This is a genomic window from Streptomyces sp. CA-251387 (genome assembly GCF_050936625.1).
In the GTDB taxonomy this organism is placed as follows: Bacteria; Actinomycetota; Actinomycetes; order Streptomycetales; family Streptomycetaceae; genus Streptomyces.
The window spans coordinates 150,291-171,263 of record NZ_JBNJMJ010000002.1 but is presented as its reverse complement, the minus strand read 5'-3'; the positions used below and the strand labels follow the sequence as shown (position 1 = coordinate 171,263).

22 protein-coding genes and 2 pseudogenes are annotated in these 20,973 nt (G+C 68.7%); 9 read left to right on the top strand and 15 right to left on the bottom strand.

The window, feature by feature from the left end:
* The first annotated feature begins 52 nt into the window (after window positions 1-52).
* The 3 genes from ACQEV2_RS42415 to ACQEV2_RS42405 all read left to right on the top strand — a co-directional run bounded on the left by ACQEV2_RS42415 (window position 53) and on the right by ACQEV2_RS42405 (window position 2,761).
* Window positions 53-912, top strand: a protein-coding gene (locus ACQEV2_RS42415; protein ID WP_433056098.1) for an IS5 family transposase whose coding sequence is annotated in 2 segments (ribosomal slippage) — window positions 53-419 and window positions 419-912 — 861 coding nt in all. Because the reading frame shifts where the segments join, the coding sequence is not laid out codon by codon here.
* Between the two features lie 102 nt (window positions 913-1,014).
* Window positions 1,015-1,392: a nuclear transport factor 2 family protein gene (locus tag ACQEV2_RS42410; protein ID WP_433055718.1), complete on the top strand. Its 378-nt coding sequence runs from the start codon at window positions 1,015-1,017 to the stop codon at window positions 1,390-1,392.
* A gap of 142 nt (window positions 1,393-1,534) precedes the next feature.
* Window positions 1,535-2,761, top strand: a complete 1,227-nt coding sequence (locus ACQEV2_RS42405; protein WP_433055715.1) for an ATP-grasp domain-containing protein — start codon at window positions 1,535-1,537, stop codon at window positions 2,759-2,761.
* Window positions 2,762-2,816: 55 nt separating this feature from the next.
* On the opposite strand, the pseudogene ACQEV2_RS42400 reads toward ACQEV2_RS42405, so the two are convergent.
* Window positions 2,817-3,356: pseudogene (locus ACQEV2_RS42400) on the bottom strand (transposase); the annotation flags it as partial.
* Window positions 3,357-3,420: 64 nt separating this feature from the next.
* Here ACQEV2_RS42400 and ACQEV2_RS42395 point away from each other — a divergent pair.
* Both ACQEV2_RS42395 and ACQEV2_RS42390 read left to right on the top strand, forming a co-directional pair.
* Window positions 3,421-4,152 (top strand): prepilin peptidase, encoded by a 732-nt coding sequence (locus tag ACQEV2_RS42395; RefSeq protein WP_433055712.1) that lies wholly within the window; start codon window positions 3,421-3,423, stop codon window positions 4,150-4,152.
* Window positions 4,153-4,417: 265 nt separating this feature from the next.
* Window positions 4,418-5,232: pseudogene (locus ACQEV2_RS42390) on the top strand (UDP-N-acetylglucosamine--N-acetylmuramyl-(pentapeptide) pyrophosphoryl-undecaprenol N-acetylglucosamine transferase); the annotation flags it as partial.
* An 87-nt stretch (window positions 5,233-5,319) separates the two neighbouring features.
* On the opposite strand, the gene ACQEV2_RS42385 reads toward ACQEV2_RS42390, so the two are convergent.
* From ACQEV2_RS42385 to ACQEV2_RS42340, 10 genes are all read right to left on the bottom strand, one after another.
* On the bottom strand, window positions 5,320-6,318 hold the full coding sequence (locus ACQEV2_RS42385; protein ID WP_433055709.1) for an NAD(P)H-dependent glycerol-3-phosphate dehydrogenase: 999 nt from the start codon (window positions 6,316-6,318) through the stop codon (window positions 5,320-5,322).
* 34 nt (window positions 6,319-6,352) lie between these two features.
* Window positions 6,353-7,138, bottom strand: coding sequence for a class I SAM-dependent methyltransferase (locus ACQEV2_RS42380; RefSeq protein ID WP_433055707.1), 786 nt, complete (start codon window positions 7,136-7,138; stop codon window positions 6,353-6,355).
* Entirely contained in the window at window positions 7,135-8,292 is a 1,158-nt protein-coding gene (locus ACQEV2_RS42375) for a YcaO-like family protein (protein WP_433055704.1), read from the bottom strand. The genes ACQEV2_RS42380 and ACQEV2_RS42375 overlap by 4 nt, the downstream gene beginning before the upstream one ends.
* A complete protein-coding gene (locus tag ACQEV2_RS42370; RefSeq protein WP_433055701.1) occupies window positions 8,282-9,556 on the bottom strand; it encodes a TfuA-like protein in 1,275 nt (424 codons plus the stop codon). The genes ACQEV2_RS42375 and ACQEV2_RS42370 overlap by 11 nt, the downstream gene beginning before the upstream one ends.
* A 160-nt stretch (window positions 9,557-9,716) precedes the next feature.
* Window positions 9,717-9,848, bottom strand: a complete 132-nt coding sequence (locus ACQEV2_RS42365; protein ID WP_433055698.1) for a hypothetical protein — start codon at window positions 9,846-9,848, stop codon at window positions 9,717-9,719.
* A 180-nt stretch (window positions 9,849-10,028) separates the two neighbouring features.
* Complete coding sequence (locus ACQEV2_RS42360) at window positions 10,029-10,871, bottom strand: class I SAM-dependent methyltransferase (RefSeq protein WP_433055695.1); 843 nt, start codon at window positions 10,869-10,871, stop codon at window positions 10,029-10,031.
* On the bottom strand, window positions 10,868-11,080 hold the full coding sequence (locus ACQEV2_RS42355; protein ID WP_433055692.1) for a hypothetical protein: 213 nt from the start codon (window positions 11,078-11,080) through the stop codon (window positions 10,868-10,870). Before ACQEV2_RS42355 ends, ACQEV2_RS42360 begins: the two co-directional genes overlap by 4 nt.
* A gap of 127 nt (window positions 11,081-11,207) precedes the next feature.
* Window positions 11,208-11,714, bottom strand: coding sequence for a hypothetical protein (locus ACQEV2_RS42350; protein WP_433055689.1), 507 nt, complete (start codon window positions 11,712-11,714; stop codon window positions 11,208-11,210).
* The gene (locus ACQEV2_RS42345) at window positions 11,711-12,658 is read right to left on the bottom strand and encodes a hypothetical protein (RefSeq protein ID WP_433055686.1); all 948 of its coding nucleotides are present in this window, start codon (window positions 12,656-12,658) and stop codon (window positions 11,711-11,713) included. Before ACQEV2_RS42345 ends, ACQEV2_RS42350 begins: the two co-directional genes overlap by 4 nt.
* Window positions 12,655-12,903, bottom strand: coding sequence for a hypothetical protein (locus ACQEV2_RS42340; RefSeq protein ID WP_433055683.1), 249 nt, complete (start codon window positions 12,901-12,903; stop codon window positions 12,655-12,657). The genes ACQEV2_RS42345 and ACQEV2_RS42340 overlap by 4 nt, the downstream gene beginning before the upstream one ends.
* A 131-nt stretch (window positions 12,904-13,034) precedes the next feature.
* Here ACQEV2_RS42340 and ACQEV2_RS42335 point away from each other — a divergent pair, with 131 nt between their 5' ends.
* A complete protein-coding gene (locus tag ACQEV2_RS42335; RefSeq protein WP_433055680.1) occupies window positions 13,035-13,802 on the top strand; it encodes a GntR family transcriptional regulator in 768 nt (255 codons plus the stop codon).
* Window positions 13,803-14,284: 482 nt separating this feature from the next.
* Here the strand turns inward: ACQEV2_RS42335 and ACQEV2_RS42330 are convergent, their stop codons facing one another.
* Complete coding sequence (locus ACQEV2_RS42330) at window positions 14,285-14,980, bottom strand: hypothetical protein (RefSeq protein ID WP_433055677.1); 696 nt, start codon at window positions 14,978-14,980, stop codon at window positions 14,285-14,287.
* Between the two features lie 272 nt (window positions 14,981-15,252).
* On the opposite strand from ACQEV2_RS42330, the gene ACQEV2_RS42325 reads away from it, so the two are divergent.
* The 3 genes from ACQEV2_RS42325 to ACQEV2_RS42315 all read left to right on the top strand — a co-directional run bounded on the left by ACQEV2_RS42325 (window position 15,253) and on the right by ACQEV2_RS42315 (window position 16,598).
* Window positions 15,253-15,522, top strand: coding sequence for a hypothetical protein (locus ACQEV2_RS42325; protein WP_433055674.1), 270 nt, complete (start codon window positions 15,253-15,255; stop codon window positions 15,520-15,522).
* Window positions 15,503-16,021: an N-acetyltransferase family protein gene (locus ACQEV2_RS42320; protein ID WP_433055671.1), complete on the top strand. Its 519-nt coding sequence runs from the start codon at window positions 15,503-15,505 to the stop codon at window positions 16,019-16,021. Before ACQEV2_RS42325 ends, ACQEV2_RS42320 begins: the two co-directional genes overlap by 20 nt.
* A 412-nt stretch (window positions 16,022-16,433) precedes the next feature.
* Entirely contained in the window at window positions 16,434-16,598 is a 165-nt protein-coding gene (locus ACQEV2_RS42315; protein WP_433055668.1) for a hypothetical protein, read from the top strand.
* Between the two features lie 27 nt (window positions 16,599-16,625).
* On the opposite strand, the gene ACQEV2_RS42310 is transcribed toward ACQEV2_RS42315, so the two are convergent.
* The 3 genes from ACQEV2_RS42310 to ACQEV2_RS42300 are packed head-to-tail and all read right to left on the bottom strand — an operon-like array spanning window position 16,626 to window position 20,958.
* Window positions 16,626-20,108: a LysM peptidoglycan-binding domain-containing protein gene (locus ACQEV2_RS42310; RefSeq protein WP_433055665.1), complete on the bottom strand. Its 3,483-nt coding sequence runs from the start codon at window positions 20,106-20,108 to the stop codon at window positions 16,626-16,628.
* Window positions 20,108-20,557 (bottom strand): TadE/TadG family type IV pilus assembly protein, encoded by a 450-nt coding sequence (locus ACQEV2_RS42305; protein WP_433055662.1) that lies wholly within the window; start codon window positions 20,555-20,557, stop codon window positions 20,108-20,110. Before ACQEV2_RS42305 ends, ACQEV2_RS42310 begins: the two co-directional genes overlap by 1 nt.
* On the bottom strand, window positions 20,557-20,958 hold the full coding sequence (locus tag ACQEV2_RS42300) for a TadE/TadG family type IV pilus assembly protein (protein WP_433055659.1): 402 nt from the start codon (window positions 20,956-20,958) through the stop codon (window positions 20,557-20,559). Before ACQEV2_RS42300 ends, ACQEV2_RS42305 begins: the two co-directional genes overlap by 1 nt.
* Window positions 20,959-20,973 lie beyond the last annotated feature (15 nt).

Here is a 20,973-nt window from a genome sequence, read left to right as displayed (position 1 = left end):
AGTACTAGGGTCCGTCTTCAAAGATCATCGGAGGGTGGATCATGGTGGCGTGATAGGTCGCCATGAACTCACCGACCAGGAGTGGGAGTTACTCGCTCTGCTGATACCACGGGCCACCACGGGACGTCCTCGTGTGTCGGACCGGCAGGTCATCAACGGGATGGTCTATAAGATCCGGACCGGGATCTCCTGGCGTGACTTGCCGGAACGCTACGGCCCATGGCAGACCGTCTACACACGCTTCCGCCGCTACGCCCTGGACGGCGTGTTCACCCGAGCTCTCCAGCACATCCAGGCCCAGGCAGACGCGGCCGGCGACATCGACTGGCTGGTGCAGATCGACTCCACCATCGTCCGTGCCCACCAACACGCCGCTGCCACCGGCCGAAAAGGGGGATCCACAGGCCGGACGAACCGGACGATCACGCCCTCGGCCGATCCCGAGGCGGACTGACCACCAAAATCCACCTCGCTTGCGACGGCCGCGGCCGGCCCCTCGCGATCCTGCTGACACCCGGCCAACGCCACGACAGCATCTGCGCACGCCCCCTGCTGCAACGCATCCACGTCCCACGCACCGGCGTTGGACGACCACGCTGCCGACCTGACCAGGTCATCGCGGACAAGGCCTACAGCTCTCGCGGTTTCCGCGCCTACCTGCGCCGACGCGGCATCGCGCACACCATCCCGGAGAAGACCGACCAGCAGCGGCACCGACAGAACCGAGGTAGCCGCGGCGGCCGACCACCGGCATTCGACCGGCAGATCTATCGTCGGCGCAACGTCATTGAGCGCTGCTTCAACCAGCTCAAGGGCTTCCGCGGAATCGCCACCAGGTACGACAAGACCGCCACCTCCTACGAAGCAGCGGTCAGTCTCGCGTCACTCCTACTCTGGGCAAGATCCGTTTGAAGACGGACCCTAGTGCGCAGTGGGTGATTATTCGGCTGCTACCTGATGTTCACGGCTGGATAGCGCGCATTTGCATAAAACATACAGCGAGAGGATTAACTCATGTCTGTTCTTCAGACCCCCACAACCCGCTCTGCCGACGCACTTGTCCAGGGCCTCTTCGAGATCATCGACGGAGGCCGCTGGGAGCGGCTCTCCGACTTCTTCGCTGACGACTGTGTGTACAGCCGCCCCGGGTATGAGCAACTTGTCGGACTGGAGCGACTTGAGCACTTCTACCGAAACGAACGCGGGATTGCTTCTGGGCGTCATCACATCAAGTACGTCGTCAGCGATCTGGAAGCGGCCGCCTGCTGGGGAAGGTTCATAGGCGTCGGCAAGGACGGAAGTCGCCTTGATGAAGAGTTTGCGGATACCTACTCGGTCCGCGACGGCAAGATTGTTGAGCGACAGACCTTTTTCTATCGGCCTGCGATCTGATTGGCATTTATGTTCCGCGGCTCCGCAAGATGATGGAACAGGCAGGAAAAACTGTTGCCCAGTATCGCAAACCACCTTGCTGGATTCGAAATTTAGCAGGCAACAAGTCCGTTCCCGGAGAGGTAGTCCCCGAGGTGCAGCCATGAACTCATCGCACGTACTTCTGTTGAACCGAAATGAGGGCGGAGTGCTGGGAGCGTTGCGTGACGTTGACAGTTCTCTTGACGTGTCAATTATCACGGAGCCGCAGTTTCTTGATGAATATCCCTCTGCGCTGCCGGTGCAAGTGGTCCAGAGCGTGCGCGATCTGACCGCAGTTCGTGAGGCGGCGCTGGAGTTGGGGCGACGGCAACCCATCGATCGGGTGGTGTGCGGTCATGAGCGGTGCCAGCAGGCCGGTGGCTACCTACGGTCACTTTTCGCCCTGCCCGGCATGGGTTACGAACAGTTGAATCTGTTTTCCAACAAGGCGGCGATGAAGTCGGCCCTGAGCAGGGCAGGACTGCCGTTGGCCGAGTTTCGCGTCGTACCATCGGTCGAACACGTGAGTTCGGCAGCAGCCGAACTCACGTGGCCGATCGTGGTCAAGCCCGCTGTGGGTCAGGGATCCAGAGACACGTTTTTCCTCGGCTCCAACGCCGAGCTGAACGATCTGTTGGACTCATCTAAGTCGCAAGGCTTGCGCAGTGCTTGTGGTCCCCTTCTGGTGGAGCGTTTCATTCCCATGGAAGCAGAGCTGCACTGTGACGCCGTCGTCTGGTCTGGCAACGTCGATTTCGTGACTGTCTCACGCTACTTCGAGCCACTGCTCGGCCGCCGCGGCGACAATAGTGGGACGTATCTGCTCCGGGAAGACGATCCATACAACGAGCCCGCACGACGCATGAACACCGCGGTGGTAAGGGCCCTGGGCCTGCGCGAAGGGGTAACCCACTTGGAGCTGTTCGTCACACCAAGTGGGCTAGTGATCGGCGAAATCGCATGTCGGCCCGCCGGAGCGGGTGTTCCCGAAGCCATCCGGATGCGGCACGGCGTGGACCTGTGGCGTTCTCATATCGACATTGCGCTCGGCACTCGTCCGGCACTGCCCTTGCCGGAGCAACGCCCCGGCAAGGGCATCTTGGCCAACGTGTGGCTCCCCGTGCGCCCGGGGCGTATCACCCGTCTATCACGTGCCGGAGCGCTCGCCGAGCTACCCGACGTAGTGCACGTAGATGTCACCGCCAAGGTCGGCGACATCGTTCGCAGCCCACTGGGGGCCGGGGCGCGCACCGGTAACCTGTACCTTGAGATCCCGCACGAGGACCAGCTTCCCGACAGGCTACGTGCACTGTCCGACCAGTTCACCCTCGAGGTCGAACACGCGTAGCTAGGACCGGGTTGGCGGACGACGGGGGTCCATGCGCTGGAGACACGCTCTCCTTGGCCTTGTCCGCATGCAGGCGTTTGGGCTGAAGGTGGCGGCCGTTGTGCGGGTCGTGTCGTTTGGTGCCCCCTCGGCCATGGGCTTCAGCCGCTGTCGTGGACGTCCGCGGCGCAGAAACCGACGACCAGGGGCAGTCCGTTGGCGTATGTGCATCTTGGAACCCGGCTTGCCGCGGTCCATGGGGCACAGACCTGTGTGTTCGCCCCTTTTCAGTCCGCACGTGGGCGGTGTCAAGGACGACGCGGGTGACGTCGATGAGGCCGGCGTCGTCGAGCCGGTGCAAGACGGCCCAGACGTCGGCTCAGGACCAGATCAGGAACCGGCGATGGGCAGTGGACTTCGACCTCCTGAAGCAGGGTGGCAAGGACCGCCAGGCGCAGCCGCTGACCAGCACGTAGACGATGGCCGCGAACAGCGTCTCATCAGGCGTGTCCTGCGTCCCGCCGCCCTGAGGCCGCACCTTTGACGGCGGGATCAACGGCTTCGCGATCTCCCACAGCCCGTCCGGAACAATCCAACTCCACATACCCCGCCCCATGATCGAACCGAAGGCCGCCTTACCACGTAGGACACGGTCTTAATCACGGATTAGGCTCCGCTCCGTGGAGGCGTTCTGGATCATCACGGTGGCCGTACTGTGGGGCGTCGGCGCGGGCCTGCTCATACCGCGCGCCGCGTACCGGCTTTCCGTGCCGCCCGATGAGCCGTGGCGGGCAGCATGTCCTGCCGGACACCCCCTCGCCGGTGCCGGGAACGGATGGCTGGGGCGGGCCCTCTGCGCCGACGGCGACTCGTACGGGCCCAGCACGCCCGTCCTCGCCGCCGTCTCAGCCGCGGCCTGCGCCGTTTTGGCAGCCGCCATGGGCGCCCGCCCCGAGCTCGCGGTCTGGCTGCTGCTCGTCCCGATCGGGGTGCTGCTCGCTGTCGTCGACTTCGCGGTACACCGGTTGCCCGACGTCGTCACCCTGCCGTTCGCGGCAATCACGCTCGTCCTGCTCGGCGCGGCCACGCAGCTGCCGGGAGCCGACGGGAGCTGGACGACCGCACTGTTGGGCTCCCTGGCCCTCGGGGCCAGCTACTTCGTGCTATTCTTGCTCACCCCCCAGAGCTTCGGATTCGGGGATGTGAAACTCGCCCTCTCCCTGGGCGCTGTCCTGGGCTGGTATGGCTGGGGCACCGTCCTGGTAGGGACCTTCGCGGGGTACCTGGTCGGCGCGCTGTACGGCATCGCCCTGATCCACGCGGGCCGGGCTGGTCGCAAGGCCAGGATCCCCTTCGGTCCGTCCCTGCTCGTCGGGGCCTTCATCAGCGTGCTACTGGGCTGCCATGTCTAGCCGATCATGCCCGTACGCCGACGCTGCTCTGCTCGGCCGCCCGCCTGGCTACAGGGCTTGCAGCGAGGCATGGACGATGGCGCCCTGGTTGGCCTCGGGCTTCATTGGGAGGCGGTCCGATCTGCCAAGGATCGATGTTCGCGAGCGGGGGCGCCCCGAGGCGGCCGCCTCCCCCGTGCGGCGGATACAGTCGCGACCTTCGGACGATGCCCGGACAGCGGATGGGTGGCGACGTCGTTCACCTGCTCGGCCTGGAGGATTTGGTGTACTCGCCACCGGCGGCTACGTCGCGGTCCCCGCGGGGCTGGCCGAGTGTGCCAGCTTCCGCTGGTGCTGCACGAGCAGACGGTGCCTGGCCAACCGGGGCTGGCTGGTTCGGCGACGCGGACCGCGGTGTCCTCCGAGTTGACGTTGCCTCTTCTGCCGCAGGCGGTACGCGGGCTGCGGTCGTCACCGGCAACCCGATCCGGCGGGAGGCGCTGGCCGGGCACCCGGACAAGGCAGTGCAGGCTCTGGGGCTTCACGACTTCGACTGGCGGCTGCCGACGGTGTACGTCACCGTCGGCGCGCAGGGCTCCCAGCAGATCAACGGTGTCGTACAGGATGCCCTGGCCTGGTTGTTTAAGAGGGCGAATGTGATCCACCAGTGCGGTCCGGACAACGTCGAGGGACCGCAGCAGTACGCAGCGGCCCTGCGGGCCGCGTCGGCTGGCCGGTACTACCTCACGGGAGTTCGTGGGCCCGGAGCTGCCCGACGTCTTTGCGCTCGCGGATGTCGTTGTGTCGAGAAGTGAGGCCGGGATCCTAGCCGAGCTCACCGCGCTCGGCAAGTCGGCCGTGTTCGTCCCGCTTGCCTCGTCGGCGAGGAACGAGCAGGCGCACAACGCCCCCCACTTGGAGGAGGCCGGGGCAGCCGTCGCCCTGCTCGGTGACGTCACCGCAGGCCAGCTCCGAGACGCGGTGGGACCGCTCCTTGCCGATCCGCACGGCGGGAAAAAGATGGCGCAGCGGGCCGCTCATGGGAGGCCGGATGCGGCCGACAGGCTCACGGACGTGATCCTTTCCGTCGCGTCCGGCTGACCAGTGTGTGGTTACGGGAGGCGGCCGATGTGCAGCGCGGTGCCTGCTCGATCAGCACGGCGCATTCGTTGAACGCGTCGTCGCACCTCAGCGCTCAGGTTTGGGCGTGCGAGCCATGAGCTGGCCCGCCGCGTCCTGGACGGTGAGCTGGCCGTCGATGACCGCGGCGACAACTTCGGTGATGGGCATCTCGACGCCGGTGCGGCGGGCCAGATCGAGGATGGCCTGGCAGGACTTGACGCCCTCAGCGGTCTGCCGGGTGGCGGCCGCGGCCTCCTCGACGGTCATCCCTTGCCCGAGGTGTTCGCCGAAGGTGCGGTTGCGGGACAGCGGAGAGACGCAGGTTGCGTGCAGGTCACCGACGCCGGAGAGCCCGGAGAACGTGAGCGGATCGGCGCCCAGGCACACGCCGAGGCGGGCGGTCTCGGCGAGGCCGCGGGTGATGAGCATGGCCTTGGCGTTGTCGCCGAGCCCCATGCCCGTGCCTAGGCCGACGGCGAGCGCGATGACGTTCTTCACGGCACCGCCGAGTTCGCAGCCCACGACGTCGGTGCCGGTGTAGGGCCGGAAGTAGTTGGTGTGGCAGGCGTTCTGCAGGGCTTTGGCGGCGGTCTCGTCGGGGCAGGCGATGACGGATGCGGCTGGGTGCCGGGTGGCGATTTCGCGGGCGAGGTTGGGGCCGGAGATGACCGCGACGCGTTCTGCGGGGATGCCGGTGACCTCTGTGATGACTTCGCTCATGCGTTTGCCGCTGTGGATCTCGATGCCTTTCATGAGGCTGACCACCACGGCGTTCGAGGGGATGAGGGGCGCCCAGGCGGCGAGGTTGTCGCGCAGAGTCTGGGCCGGGACCGACAGGAGGACGTGCTCGGCGCCGTGGAGGGCCTGCCCGGCGTCGGTGGTCGCGCGAAGGGAGGGTGGGAGCTCGATGCCCGGCAGGTAGGCGGGGTTCTCGTGGCGCGCGTTGATCGCCTCAGCGATCCCGGGGCGGCGGGCATGGAGGGTGACGGTGCTGCCTGCGTCGGCGAACACTGCGGCCATGGTGGTGCCCCATGATCCTGCCGAGAGTACGGCAACGCGGGTCATCTGCTGATTCTCCTCTGTGTGGGTGGTTGGAACCTTATGCGGCGGCGGTGCTGTGAGGTCGGCTGAGCGTCACGATGACTGCCGTGCGGCTGGCCAGCCGCGGTAGTTGGCGCTGGGCTTCGGCCATCATGCGGTCTGCCTCGTCGTTGCCGAGTTCGTTGCGGAGCTGGGGCTCGTGGTGAATCCACAGCTGGTACAGCCGTCGCCACATGCCGGGTTCGTGGGGCCGGTTGTCGACGTGCTCAACCGTGAGGCCGGCGAGGTGTGCTTGTTGGGTGAGGCGGTGACGGCTGGTCGGGGAAAGGGCGCGGGTGATGATTGCCCGGCCGCCAGGCGCGAGGATGCGGCGGAACTCGCGCAGCGCGGCGAGGTGGTCGCCGGCGTTGCTGAAGGCGTCGATGCAGATGAGGCCATGGACACAGGCGTCGTCGAGGCCGGTCGTCTCCAGGCCGCCGATCTGGAAACGCGCATGGTCGCCTGGCACGAAGGTACTGCGGCGCTCGGTGGCGATGTTGACGGCGACGGTGGAGACGTCGATGCCGATGAGCTGAGTGTTGAGGGCGCGGGCGAGCCAGAGGCCGGTGCCGCCGGTGCCGCAGCCGACGTCGGCGAGGAGTTGTCCCTGTGCCAGCTGGAGGCGGCCGACCATGGTGCCCAGGGCGGGCCAGTCGCAGGAACTGTAGGGGGCGACCTCATGCGGGTAGGCGTCGCCCATGGCCTCGGCGTAGAGCTGGGAGACGAAGGGGCTTCGGGCGCGGGCACGGTAGAAGTCGTCGAAGCCGGCGGCTTGTTCACGTTCACGCGCGTTCAGAGTTGTCATCGGGGGATGTCCCTTCGGGTGCGGGACCGGGCCCCGGGTGCGACGACCTTCACGGCGACGAGCGGTGCGTCGGGGTCGGACAGGGTGACCGCGATCGGCTCGAAGCCGGCCGTCTTCTCAAGGCGTGTGGCGACGGTGCGGACGAGGTCCGCGAAGGTGGCCGCGGTCAGGGCGGGATAGTTCTTGAGCTGGGTGCGCCAGGGCGCCATCGGCTGTCGGAGGGGTTCGGGGGTTGGCTGAGGGCTGGCGAAGAAGTCGGCGTGGCTGGGCAGATCGTCGCGGGTGCCCGCGATGTTGGTCAGGCGGGACTGCGCTGCCTCGGTGATGGCCCGGCTCAGCGCGATGGATGCATCGAGGTGGCATCCGCTGCCGGCGAAGTAGACGGGGTAGTCCTCGGACCAGAGGTAGGCCAGGCAGACGGGCATGCCGAAGGTGTTGTCGACGATGAACAGTTCGAGCGTGGCGCCGGAGTGGTGAATACGGTCGATGAGGCTGCGGGCGTAGGTGTCGTCGACGGTGGCCGGGTCGATGAGCGTGCGCAAGGTGCCACCACCCTTCTCGTCGACGTACAGCGCGTGGCGCTCGATGACTTCGAACAGGGCGTGGGCCACGGCTTCGTCGTGGGTGTTGCCGCAGGCCAGGCCGGTGCTGGTAGATCGCCACAGTGCTGGCGCCCACATCGGTTGGGCGTCGCGTGAGATGACGCGGGTGGGGGCGAGCAGCGAGCGGCCGGTGGTCAGGCCGGTGCCCATCGTCCAGTCCTGCGGGATGCGGGTGAGTGCGGCCAGTTCCGGCAGGCCTGTGGGCGGGATGCGCAGGGGCAGGGCGTCGAGGGGGTAGTCGAGGGGGACGGCGTAGGCGGGGGCGTGAGTGTCGACGGGCGCGGGCTGTTCGGCGTGCCACAGTTCGATGGCTTCCATGACGGCGGAGATCGCGGCAAGCCGGTGGGTGGCGCCCTTGCCCTGGGAGGCGGTCAGCGTGTGCGCGTTCGGACGGTGGGCCATGCAGACCGGAAGGCATAGGTAGTCCAGGCCGGTCAGGTCGGCGACGCGGGTGATGCCGTAGTGGGGCAGGCGCGGGACCAGGGCCTGCCAGGTGCCGTCGGGGACGCAGGCCCGTACGGTGCCGTCGAACGGCAGGAGGTCAGTGGGCATCGGTGGCCGACTCTTTCACGTCGGGGCGTTGCGGGAAGATCTGGTCGTTGACGAAGCCGATGAGGAAGATCTTCATGGTTTCGATGGCGTGAGCGGCGCTGCGGAAGCCGCGGGCGGCAGCCGCGTACTCAAGGCGGTGGGCTTCGCACCTCCACAGGCTCACCAGGGTTTGGACGGCCTGTTCTGTCTTGACGGCCTCGGGGGTGAAGCCGGGGATCTCGCGGCGGGCGTCGTCGTTCGCGGCGAGGTAGCGGGCGATCGACTTACGATCCGGCCCGGTCTCGTGGGCCAGGAGCCGGGCGAGAGTGCCGGTGTCCCTCAGGTCGATCGGTACTCGGAACACCAGATGGGCGGGCAGCCTGCCGGTCTCCTGGCCGGTGAGGCGGAGCATGCGCTCGGCGAGCGGCATGCCCTGGCTGCCGTCGGCGGGCTTGCGGGAGAGGTGGTCGAGGTGCCACTCCCACAGGGAAGGGAAGTCCGGGGCGAAGAGTTGCTGGTAGGCGATGCGCAGGGCGGTGGGTAATCGGAGCCCGTCGACGTACTCCACGGCGAACGTGTTGTACCAGCGCGGGAAGTAGACGCTGTCGGTGTGCAGGGTGCCCGGGACGGGGCCGCACGGATCCGGGCCGTGCAGGGCCGCACGGATAGCGCTGAGCGCGTCGGCGCGCTTGACGTCGCCGAAGTGCGGGTCGTGGGTGCGCCGTTCACTGATCCAGTCGGCGAAGGCGACGGCCTGGTGGCGGTGGCACATGGCGCGGATGGCGGCGAAGGTGCGCTGTGGGTAGTAGATGGCGTGCAGCGCTTCGAGCAGTTCGGGCGCCTGCATGCCGGTGAGCACGCGGTTGGTGACGGCGAGGTTGATGACGTAGCGGCAGTTCACCATCGGCCAGGTCAGCGCCTGACCGGTGGCGGGGTCCTGGCCGACGGCGACCTCGTCGTCTCCGACGATCTCCAGGTTGCGGTAGGAGCGGTAGACGGAGCCGACACCGCCCATGCCGTACGGCCACAGTTCGGCGGCGCGCAGGGCCCCGATGCTGGCGGCGCCGATGACGCGCACGCCCCGGCCGAGGAGGGCAAGGATCTCCTTCTGCCGCAGCGCGGGTGCCTGGTGGTAGAGGCCGTCGATGAGGACGACGGTGTCGGTGTCCGCGATCGCCGTGTCGAACAGGTCGCCGTGGCGTGCGGGAGGCCGACGGCGCACGGTCGGATGGTCGAGCAGCGGCTCGTCGCAGGGCAGTGTCGGCCCGACGAAGACGTGAATCATGGGGTGGCTCCCGTTGGCCGGGGCTGAGGTTCTGCAGGAGTAGGAGGGGTAGTGCCCCCTCAACGGGTGGGCTGAGGGGGCACTACTGCGGGGCCGGATGCGAGCCCGGTAGCAGGCCGTTGCTGGTGTGCCACCGGGCCCTGCCGAGTCGGATCAGCGGTCAGAACTCGTCCTCGACGTCCTCGACCCGTACTTTGCTGGTCCGCTCGATGATCGTGGCGGCACTCTGCGCCTCGCCATGCGCCGGAGTGGCCTGCGCGGCGATTTCCGACTTCGACTTCAGCTGCTCCATGGTGATCCCTCCTTCCTCTTGCCTGGTTCGACGGCGGGTGCGAGCGGTTGCTCGTGCCCGGTGGTGCCACGGATCCGGCACGGGCCGGATCCGCCTGCCCGTCCTGCCGGACGGGAGTCTGGTGGTGTGCCGCCGCGCCGCCGCCGGACTTTGGAGGAGCGGGTTCTGGCGGCGGCGCGGTCATCCGTCGGCTTGCGCGAGGGGCTGCAGGACGGCGGGGTCGGTGCGCCGAGACGGCGGCATGTGATCTCGGCTTGCCTCGGCCTGGACGGTGGCACCAAGACCGTGGGGACCCGGCGCCGGGGCGTTCCTCTCGGGGGAAGGAGCGTCGCCGCCGGCGCCGGGAGTCTGACGCCCTCTCCTGCCGCGGTCCTGGGGCTCGGGAGCCGTGGTGCCGTAGCCGCGCAACACGATGGCGCAGCGCTGAGGGCTGAGACGGTGCATTTCATGGTGGGCCCAGCCAGCGCCGAAAGCGCGGAGCTGCGCTTCGGTGAGTCCTCGGTGGAACACGTCCAGCGACGTGTCCCGCCCGGCCGCATCAGTCGGCTCCTCGTCGGGGCCCTGGGGGTCGGGTCGCACTCGTACGAGTGCGTACAGGGCCCCGGTGGGCTTGAGCCAGCGGCCCACGTCCGTCAGCAGACGTCCGTGTTCCAGGTACGGGAACACGTATCGGCAGGTGACCAGGTCGAGGCTGCCCGGCTGGAGGCTCTGCGGGATCGGCTCGGCGTTGACGTCCCACTGGACGTAGGACAGTCCATCGCTCAGGCCGGCCGCGGCGGCTTGTCGTAGGGCCTCGGCGGAGAAGTCGTAGCCCGTCACGTTCAGGCCCCAGGCGGCGAGTTGGCGGGTCCACTGCCCCGTCCCGCAGCCGAGGTCGGCGGCCGTCATACCGGGCCGTGGCCGGACGCAGCGGTGGAAGTGGCCAGCTTCCTTGTCGGTCACGACTTGGGGGTGGCCCGTGGCGACCCAGTGGTCCCAGTCGGCTCCCGACAGGCGTGGCCGTTGGTGCGCGGATGGGCTCATGGTGTGGGCTCCGCTGTGTCGTCGACGGTATGGATGCGGCGCAGGCGGGTCAGGTCGAACCGCCGTTCGGCGTCCTCGCCGGCAGGGACGCCGAACAGGCTGACCGGGGACGGCTCAGTCGGCCAGGTGGGGAGCGCGTGGAGCGCTGCCTGCGGCGTGCGGACCGGCAGGCGGAGCAGCGGCGGGAGATGTGGGGATGCCTGTGCCATGGGTCTCAACTTCCGTACAAGACGACGACAGGGACGATGAATCCGGCGACCGTGAGGACGATGAGGAGCTGCAGGGTCCACTGGCGCCAGCCCCAGCGGCGTTCGTCCATCCAGCGAAGCGGGCTCTTCAGAGGGACTCCGGGACGAGGAGGTCGACGAAGGAGAAGTGGTCGCCGATCCAGGCGAGCTCGTGCTCGTACTGGGCGTCATCGGGGCTGATCATGTTGCGGGAGATGGCGATCACGCCGTCCGCGGCGCCCTGGCGCAGCAGCAGCCGTGCGGCCAGCCACCCGTTGCGGTGCTGCGGAGGAGCTGGGTGATTCGGGTCGGCGGCTTCGTCGTGGATGGCGCGCTTGATGTCCCAGGTGCCCTCGGCGTACGCGCGCAGCCGGGCGTGGTCCGGCTCGGGGTGGCCATTAGGCGTGGTCAGCGTGTAGGCGATCACGCGGAGCGTGCGGGTGCGGCCGGGCCCTTCCACGGCGGCCCGCATGAAATTCCTGCGTAACCGCTCCAGCCGCAGCCGCGGATCAGGCTGGACCTGGGGCCGGTTGGGGTACAGCCATGCTTGCGTCCGGTTGTCCCAGTCCATACAGTCCATGGCGCTCTGCGTCTCTGGCGTGGATCTGCGGGTCATAGGGGCACCTCCCCCGGCGCCATGCAGGCCCGGACGGTCTTGCTGCGGCCATCCTCGGCCAGGCTCCAGGTCACATCCGCTCCGAGCAGGCGCACATCCCGCAGGCCGCGCCCCTTCTCCCCCTTGAGTGCGGCCACGCTGTCAGGGAACTCGGGCGACGGGTCACGGACGTCGATCCGCAGCTCGTCGTCCTCGGTCACGGCCAGGAGCACGTTCAGCTCCGCTGAGGCCGGGCCGGTCGGCGCGGCGTGGACGATGGCGTTCTTCGCGAGCCGGGCCAGGACTCCGATCGCCGCCACGATGTTCCCGGGCCACCCCAGAACGGTCAGGTAGGCGAAGGCGTCCGTCTTGACCTGACGCAGGCTGCGCGGGCGTAGCGGGTACGAGCGGAACCACTGGCGGTCGACAGGCGCGCCGACTTCGGCGGCGCCCGCCCCATCGTGCGTGTGTCGTCTCAGCAGTTGGCCGACCTGCGGGTACGCGGCGAACGCCGGTACGCCTAGCAGCCACTCACGCAGTGCGGTGCGATCTTCCGGGTGACAGGCGATCTCCTGCTCGGCCGGGGCCACGACTCCCGTCGCCTCGCCCTGGGTCAAGGCGCGTTCGACGGCGCACCAGGCGATGCGGTGGCGGCGGGGTGTGCCGGGCGGGATCAGGTCGTAGAGCTCGTGCACGACGGTCCAGCCCTGCGCGTGGGCGAACTCCCGCAGCACCGCCAGCGTCTTCGCCGCTATCCCGGAGTCGAAAGTCGCGGTGTAGAGGAGGACGTGAGCGTCTGTCGCGGGCATCCCGACGCCGTGCGGGGGCGGGCCGGTGATCGCAGCGATGGCACAGGGGGTCATGCCCTCGGCTCCAGTGCTGTTGGCACGGCCGTGCTGTGCGGCCAGTTCGGGGTGGACGTCGGACGGAGCACCGGGGCGCCGCTTGGGGGCTTGGGCGGTCACGGCTGCTCCTGGATGTCGATTTCGGCCCAGATGCGGGAAGTTCCCTGCTGGACGCTGTGGCCGAAGCGGTCGGCTGTCTCATAGAGAAAGGTGAGGAGGTCGAGCCGGGCAGTCTCGCTGAGCGAGGTCGGAACCTCTGCTTCCACGCGGATCCGCTCGTCCGAGAGGTCCTCGGTCGGTTCCGCGCCGAGGGTGGCGGCGAGCATGGAGACGATCGCGGTGGCCTTGGGGTTCAGCAAGCTCACGGATCTCCCCCTGCATGCAGTCAGTCACGTACCGTATTTCTGATGCATTAGCTTGACTCTGATGCATTAACTTGTCAATCGGGATGCCGAAATCCGGCCTCCTGTGAGCCGACCAAGTACGGAGTCCTCGCATGGGCCACGACGAGCCGCCGCAGCACCAGGTGGTCGCCAACGACCTGCGCCGCCGACTCACCAGCGGCGAATGGGAAGTCGGCACGAAACTGCCTTCGCGCGCCCAGCTGGCGCACGAGTACGCGGTCGGCACCAACGTGATGCAGAAGGCACAGGAGCGGCTGATCATCGAAGGCCTTCTCGAGGGCCGCGCCGGGTCGGGCACCTACGTGGCCAAGCCCCGCGAGCGCCGGCGGATGATCCGCTCCCGGCACCGGGAGCGGCGCGGCACAAGCCCGTTCCGCACCGACATGGCGGAGCTCGGCCACACCGGCACGTGGGAAGCACACTCGCAGGCCCGTACGCCCGCACCTGCGGACATCGCCTGGCGCCTCGGAATCGACCCCGGCGACCTGTGCGTGAAAACCAACTACGAATTCCTCGCGGACAGCCAGCCCGCCCAGCTCTCCGTCAGCTGGGAGCCCATGGCGATCACCGGCAAAACCCCGATCGTGCTGCCGGAAATGGGGCCGCTCGCCGGGAGAGGTGTTGTCGAACGGATGCGCTCCATCGGCATCGACATCACCACGGCGCTGGAAGTGCCACGACCTGCCCGCGCCACCCAGGAGCAGGCCAACCTGCTCGGCATCAGCATCGGCGACCTGGTCCTCGTCATCGAGCGGACGTACTACGACACCGACGGACGCGCAGTCGAGACGGCCGACATCACCGTGCCCGACACTCGTTGGGAAGTGGCTTACGAATTCGGTATTGAACCGCCCCGATAACCAGCGATTGTCAGCCACCGTCCTCTGACCGCCCTTCACCGCTCGGGCTCAGGTCCGACGCGCGCTGCAGCTGCGTACCTCGGGTCACGCGTCGAGCACTGGCACCGCCGTCACGGGCCTGACTGGCATGGCCGGGCAAATCGCGATCCAGGTGAAGCTCGCGCCTGCCGAGCCTCATACGGGAGGTGTGGGGCTGGCACTGCCCTGGATGCGCGGTCGTCGTCATGCCGTCTCACCGTGGTTGCGGGTCGGCGCCCGGCCCCACCGCGGGGGAACGTCGAGGGCGGACCGGGTCCGTACACCTCAGCTAACGCGCTTTCACCAGGCGTCGCCCATGAGACGAAGTTGGCCAGGTACCTCACCGGCAGACTGACGAATTGATCCGCCCTTTACTTTCGGTGACGGCGCACGCGCCCTACGGTGATCTCATGGCGGAAACGAGAAACGACCGCTTAGCCGCCTGGATGGACGAACACGGAATGTCAGTACGGGAGTTGTCTGACGCCGTAAACGAGGCCATCAGGGAACTCACCGGCAAGCCGGGCAGCACCACTGAGCGGACCATATTCCGGTGGCTGTCCGGAGAGAACCGGTGGCCACACGAGCGTCAGCGCCGAGCCCTTCAGACCGTCACCGGCCACACGGCCACGGCTCTCGGGTTCGTGCCTCGGGGGAACCGCAAGCCCACCCCAGCACCACCGTTGGAGGACCCCGTGCACCGCCGCCGCTTCTGCGGCGCGGCCACCGGCAGCGCCGTCGCCGTCGCCGTGCCCCTGATCTCTGCCTCCTCCCACCCCGCGCGCGTCGGCACATCCGACGTAGTACGCCTGCGTGACCACGTCGAAAACCTCGTTGCACTGGACGCCAAACGCGGCGGACACACCGCCCTCGAACGAGCCGCCCTCGCCGGAGCCTCCGAAGCCCTCGGCCTCCAGAAGAAGTCCACGACCCAGCGTGTACGGCAGCGTCTGTTCGCCGTCGCCTCCGACTTCACTGCGACGGCCGCATGGTCGCTGATCGATGCCGGCCAGCTCGACAACGCCGGCAAGCACCTCGACCGCGCCCTGACCTTCGCAGGCATGGCTCGGGATGCCGAAATGATCATGCAGGTATGGAACCTGCGGGCCATGCTCGCCCGGCAGCAGGGAGAGTATGCCGAAGCCGTCGCCGCCTCCCATGCAGCCCAAGCAACCACCGTCGCCCGCTGCACGCTTCCCGCGCCCACGCACGAGCGGCTATCGGACTCGCCCATCAGGGTGACCACCGCGCCGCCCTGCGCTCCCTCGGCCGCGCTGAGGACGCCCTTGGTAAGGTCGACGCCAATGCGCCGCGGGCCACCTGGATCGCCTTCTATGGCCCGGCCGAGTTCTACTCGATCACGGCGATCATCCGTGATGTTGTCGGCGACCCTGCTGAGGCCGAAGCCGCTTCATACCGGGCGCTCGCCGCGTTGTCCCAGTCCTACCGCCGCAACCGCGCTCACACCACAACCCGGCTCGCACTCGCCCAGCTCCACCAAGGCGACGTGGAGCAGGCGTGCGCCACCAGCGGCGAAGTCTTCACGATCATGGCCGGTGACCCGCTCCCCGGCCGGATGTGCCAGAACCTCGGCGACTTCCAACGCGAACTCATCACCCTCGCCCCGTCCTCGCACATCGTGCACGAGTGGACCGACCGCTACCGGACCGAATGGAGCACCCGTGACCACGGCAACCGTTGACCTGCGCCACTTCGGACACGACGACCTGTCACAGATCCGGCAAACCCTTCTCGACGTGCACGCCGACGCCTACGCGGACGACATGGCCGAGTTCGACGAGCGGTTCCCCTGGTTCGTCGACCACTGGGGCGGCAACCCCGGCTCCGCATGCGTCATCGGCTACGACAACGGTGAACCGGTCGGCTTCGCGTACGGGGCACCAGCCACGGAAGGCCGGGAGTGGTGGCGCGAGCACTTGAGCGAACCGCCGGCAGACACCTCCACCTTCGCTGTCTCCGAGCTGATGGTTCGCCCGAAGTGGCGAAAGACCGGCACAGCCGAGCGGCTGCACGCCGCCTTGCTGAAAGGTTGGTTCGAGGCCCACGCCGTGCTCCTCGTCGACCCCGACCACCCCAAGGTGCAGGCACTCTATGAGGCTTGGGGCTACCGAAAGGTCGGCCATCGGCAGACCTTCCCCGACTCCCCGAACTACGCGGTCATGCTCCGCGACCTGCGCTGACCGGCACGCGCCGCCACGGACGGCGACCAGGTCGGGGCCGATCGTGTAGCGGCGCACCTCGGGAGGCGGCGTGCGAGCGCTTGGCTGCGATCCGCTACCGCCAGGTACGAACTGACGCGCGTGCGACGAGGATGACTCATGCACGCACTGCGCATTGACCCGGACTCCACGGTCACGGACCTCAACCTGCCCGTGATCGATGCGCAATCCGTGATCAAGGAGGAGGTCGGGTCCGACGCGGCCGACCAAGGGGCCCACCACCGGCAGGCCCTAGTGCACAGTCACGGCACCGGCCTGCAGGGGGCTTCCCCAGAACCTGGCCGCTTGGGCCCTGGCAAGTGCTTGGCGCGGTATGCCCCGGTACCCGCTGGCCGGTCCCATTGTCGTCACAGGCCGAACGGCAAGCGGGGACATGACGGCGCTCGACGACGACCTGGTGCAGCACGCGAAGGCGGTTGCGCAGACCGTCCGCGACACGCTGTCTGAGTGGCGGGCACGTCCTTCCGTCTCCGACGAGGCCGCCGTCCGGGAACTCCTCGCGTACGCAGCCCGCGACGTCGCTACCAGCCAAAGGTGACGCGCTGCGTAGCGACGCGCCCCTGGGCTACAAGACCTTGCGCGCCGCTGTCGCCGGGCCGTTGAGGAGTTCGTTGATGAGCTGCTCGGTCTCCGTCTCCAGCGAGCAATCCAACGCCCGGTTCACCTGTTGCACGCGGGTGATGGCGGTGTGCAGCCCCTGACGGTTCCCGGCCGCGTGCTCGATCCGGAGCCAGTCCCGATACAGCAGCTCCGCCGTGTCGTCGACGTCGAGACCGGTCGCGACGGCCTGGCGGGCCGCGCTGAGGTCGTGGTGGCGGCCCGCGGGGGTGCGGTAGGTGGCCACGGTGTGCGCCACGTCGATGATGCGCGTGATCATTTCCTGCTGGTAGGGCTCGGCCCAGGGCAGGGGCCGGCCGCCGAATGGCCTTCCTCGTACGAGACTGAGTGCCTTCTCCAGATCGGGCAGGCCGGAGGGACCCAGCGGCAGAGCACGTTCGACGAGCTGCAGGAAACGGGTCCAGTCGCAGCGCACGCCGGGGGAGAGCCGATATGGGTCCTCGCCAGAGCTGCGGCGCGGCACGTAGGGGCTGTCGGCAGGATCACTGCCCAGGGAGCGGCGCAGGCCCTGCAACCGCGCGTTGAGGGTGCTCGGCGACCAGGGGCTGACAGGATCCATGTCGGCACACAGCACATCCGCGCTCCGCCCGGGCCGGAAAAACAGCAGGGCGGCGAGCTGCGCCATCCGCGGGCCATGACCGGTGCTGTCCACGCCGGTCACCTCAACCGGGCCCAGCACCCGGATCTCCGGCGCGTGCAGGTCGTGCGCCTCACCCTCCTCGGTCTCCCTCTCCGGCACCGTGCCTTCCTCGACGCTGTCCCCGTGGTCGTCAGTCTCCGCGGCTGCTTCGGCCTCTTCACCGGCGGCGGTGTTTGTGCCCGCCGGGGCTGAGGGCTTTGGTGCCTCGGTGTCTGAGCCGGACTCCTCGTCGGGCTCGGCCGACGCCGTGGCGGCGGGCAGCAGGCGAAGTGCAGACGGATCGGTGGTGGCGGCGAGCAGGGCCGGGAAGACCTCGCCGCTCCCGTCGGCTACCGCGGTGAGCGAGGCGCTCGTGGCAGCGGCGGCAGCGGTGGGCGCGGCGGGCTCCTCCGCCGCGGGCGGCTCGGGCTGCAGTGGACTGCCGGGCTCGTCCGGGACGTCCTGCCAGGGCCCCCCGGCCGGATGGGGCGGCTGCCCGGACACTTTCAAGGCGGTGGTGATTTGCACGTAGGCAGCGTGCTCCAGGCGCTGCACCGTGATGTCGATGCCGGTGTAGTCGAGGTTCTGCGGCTCGCTGAGTGAGGCGTTGAGGATCTCCGCCTCGGGGAAGTGCGCGGCCGCCGAACTCGCCGGGGCGATCAGAGTGACGGGGACCGTGCCGGACTTGTCGATGACATCGGCGAACTGCCAGGCCGTGTCAGTGTCCAGAGACGACGCGCACAGCAGCAGATACGGCTGATGCTGGGTTTCGGGCATCTGGTGCGCTTCCAGCAGCCGTTCGCTCAGATCACGCAGCGCGTGCGCGGCCTGCCGCATGTGGGCGATCCGTGCGGTGGGCAGCAACTGCGGCAGGTCCTCGCCGAACCCCACAGTGACCACCTCGACTTCGCTCGCCCACGGGCTCATCCCGAGCTCCAAGGCGAGCGAGGTGCACACCTCGGTGATGTGGACGGGATTGCCGTCCAGCAGCAGCGCGGGCAGCTGTGCAAGGTTGAGCAGCACAAGGTCACCATCCTCGGTGCTGCCGATCGTGACCAGCCCCGGATAGGGGGCCGGCACCTCGCGGGCGGACTCTTCGTCCAAGAGGACGGCATCAGAGGACAGGACCCACCAGCCAGCCTGCCCGGCCACGAAGGGTGCCAGCGGGTCATGGGAGAGATCCTCGGGCAACACCTGCAGCACGCGGGCACCGATCCGCGCGGCCCGCAGCGACGGCAGGGACGCGGCCGATTCCTCCTGAGCCACCCGGTGGGCGAGCGTCCGCAGAGCCACGTCCAAGCGGGCCGCTCCGCCTGGCTCGGCGGACGCCGCCAACTGGGCCTCTGCCGTAGACGTCTCCGACGCGATGGCGATCTTCTCGCCCGGCTTGCGGCGGCGGCGCTGCAGCGTCCTGCGCAGGGCGAGGGCACCGGTGACGGCGGCGGCCAGCAGCGCGCCGGCGCCGAGAACGGTGCGCAGGTTCAGCGGGCTGCTGGCCGGAGCCGTTGCCGGGGCCTCAGACACCGTGGCGGCGGGGGAGGCGGCGGAGCCGGACGACTCAGCCGACGCCGAAGGCGAGGCGGCCGGGGGCGAGACGCTGGCTGTGGGCTCGGGCGTCGCGGAGACCGTTGCGGAAGGAGAGGCCTGATCGTGCCCGTGCTGCCCGGCGGGGCGACTGGACACGGTAGCGGGGGCAGACGACTCTGGCGCCGGGGCGGCGGACTGACCCGGCGCCGGGTTGCCCTGCCCCTGTCCCCCCTCATGTTCGTCGTGCCGATCCTCGGCGGCCGGGGGAGTGCGCTGCTGACTGCCGGAGTCGTCCTGCTGGGCGCCGTCCAGCGCCGAATCGTGCTGGTCGGGCTGTCCACCGGGCACGGTGACCTGCTGCCCCGCGTAGACCACATCCGGGTCGGTGATCGCAGGCAGGCCGTGCGGCTGCGGCTTGCCCCGGCTGGCCTCGAACAGCTCAGGCCACTTGTTGCCGTCGCCGAGCTCCTCCTCGGCGATCTTCGACAGGTAGTCGCCGGACTCCACCGTGACCACGTCCGCGCTCTCCCCGGCGGTAGCCGGAGCCTCGTCGCCCAGCTGGGTTCGCGCACCTCCGGTCGACGCGGTCCCGTCGGGCATCTGCAGCTGCCAGCCGGGCTGCAGGAAGCTGTTGGTCCTGAAGACTTGGCCGTCGGTCATGGTGCTGCCCTCGTTGAGGGCGGCGATCTCCCGCCACCGCTCGCCGTCGCCCAACTCCCGCTCGGCGATGCTCCACAGGCTCTCTGCGGGCCGCATCTCGCGCACCGTATATGCACCGGACGTAGAGGTACTCGCCGCCGGTGTCGCGGCCGGTTCGCCCTGCTCCGTCTGCGGGGCCTGGGCCTGGGCGGGAAGGCGGGCCGCAGTGGCGGCCGGTGCGGCCTGGGCGTCAGAGGCCAGCGCCGAACTCGTGGGCAGCAGCACCAGGATGCTGCCGATCAGCAGCGCGGCGGCGCGTTGGGAGCTGCCCAGCCCGCGCGGGGCGTGCCAGGTCCGGCCGCGCAGCTGGGCGATCAGCTCGCGTACGGCGCAGAACGTGAACTGTGCCCACCCGATCCAGCCCACCGCAACCAGCAGTAGCAGGAACACGGAGCCGGTGTCCTGGCGGTCCAGCAGGTGTGTCAGGTCGTCGTGGCTGGACGCCCAGATGACCGGCGTGACCCAGGACAGCAGCAGCGGAAGCCCGGCGACCGCCCCGAGAAGGACGATCAGACTCAGCACGGCCTTGAGGGCCCGGCCCAGGGTGCGGCCGACCGCTGCGGCGGGGGAGTGGGTGGTGCGCATCAGTTTCCTATCGGAGCGGTGACGCCATACAGGAGGGTCGCCTTGCCATGACCGGTCACCGCGAGCGAGCCGATCCCGACGACCGACAAGAACTTGGTGTCGTACGAGCTGTCGACGGTGACGGTGAGGGTCTTGCCGTCGGCGGAGACGCTGACCGCCCCGGTGGCGCCGACGGAGCTGAGGTAGGAGCGGGCGGCGGCTACCGCGTCCTGCGGATCAACGACGACGGCTTCGCCGCTGATCGCCTTGGCCGGGTCGATGGCCTGCCCGCCTGCCCGGGCGGCCTCACCAGCGATGAAGTCGGCGCGTTCCACCGCGCGCATCTTGCTGCCGCCGTCGACGGCGACGCCGATGATGCCGATCAGCGCGATCACGCACACCGCGACGAAGACAGTGACACCACCGCGGTCGTCGAACCGTGCGCGGGTGCCCACCCGATGAAAGCTCATCAGCCCTCCCGCTGCCGGTACTGATCAACAACGGAGGTCGCGGTCGACGTGAGCGTGCGGGCTCCCGGGACGCCCGGCAGCAGCAGGTCCGACAGGCTGACCGTGCAGTTCACGGTGACGGTGACGGTGCCCACCTGGCCTACCGCTACGTTCAGCCCGGCCGTGTTGACCGTGACGTCTGCGGACGCGCAACGGATGCCCTGATCGTCCAGCGACTCGGTGGCCGCGGCGTGGGCGGCGTCCTGGGCGGCGGCCACGGTGCGGTGGATGGAGGCCTCCCGCGCGGCGTCCTCGGCCGCTGCGTCGATCTTCGCGCCCGACATGACGAGCCGTCCGCCCGCGATCGCCAGGCACAGGAACATGATCAGCGGCGGGACGATGATGGCGGCCTCGATCGCCACACTGCCTTCGTCGCT

Bases quoted from the DNA above. Each gene is read 5' to 3' on its own strand.
- ACQEV2_RS42335 (WP_433055680.1), top strand. From the start codon at position 13,035: ATGGGCCACGACGAGCCGCCGCAGCACCAGGTGGTCGCCAACGACCTG.
- ACQEV2_RS42410 (WP_433055718.1), top strand. From the start codon at position 1,015: ATGTCTGTTCTTCAGACCCCCACAACCCGCTCTGCCGACGCACTTGTC.
- ACQEV2_RS42310 (WP_433055665.1), bottom strand. From the start codon at position 20,108: ATGCGCACCACCCACTCCCCCGCCGCAGCGGTCGGCCGCACCCTGGGC.
- ACQEV2_RS42370 (WP_433055701.1), bottom strand. From the start codon at position 9,556: ATGATTCACGTCTTCGTCGGGCCGACACTGCCCTGCGACGAGCCGCTG.
- ACQEV2_RS42380 (WP_433055707.1), bottom strand. From the start codon at position 7,138: ATGACAACTCTGAACGCGCGTGAACGTGAACAAGCCGCCGGCTTCGAC.
- ACQEV2_RS42365 (WP_433055698.1), bottom strand. From the start codon at position 9,848: ATGGAGCAGCTGAAGTCGAAGTCGGAAATCGCCGCGCAGGCCACTCCG.
- ACQEV2_RS42405 (WP_433055715.1), top strand. From the start codon at position 1,535: ATGAACTCATCGCACGTACTTCTGTTGAACCGAAATGAGGGCGGAGTG.
- ACQEV2_RS42330 (WP_433055677.1), bottom strand. From the start codon at position 14,980: ATGGGAGGCGGCGACGGCTTCGGCATACTCTCCCTGCTGCCGGGCGAG.
- ACQEV2_RS42375 (WP_433055704.1), bottom strand. From the start codon at position 8,292: ATGCCCACTGACCTCCTGCCGTTCGACGGCACCGTACGGGCCTGCGTC.
- ACQEV2_RS42305 (WP_433055662.1), bottom strand. From the start codon at position 20,557: ATGAGCTTTCATCGGGTGGGCACCCGCGCACGGTTCGACGACCGCGGT.
- ACQEV2_RS42385 (WP_433055709.1), bottom strand. From the start codon at position 6,318: ATGACCCGCGTTGCCGTACTCTCGGCAGGATCATGGGGCACCACCATG.
- ACQEV2_RS42355 (WP_433055692.1), bottom strand. From the start codon at position 11,080: ATGGCACAGGCATCCCCACATCTCCCGCCGCTGCTCCGCCTGCCGGTC.
- ACQEV2_RS42360 (WP_433055695.1), bottom strand. From the start codon at position 10,871: ATGAGCCCATCCGCGCACCAACGGCCACGCCTGTCGGGAGCCGACTGG.
- ACQEV2_RS42350 (WP_433055689.1), bottom strand. From the start codon at position 11,714: ATGACCCGCAGATCCACGCCAGAGACGCAGAGCGCCATGGACTGTATG.
- ACQEV2_RS42315 (WP_433055668.1), top strand. From the start codon at position 16,434: ATGACGGCGCTCGACGACGACCTGGTGCAGCACGCGAAGGCGGTTGCG.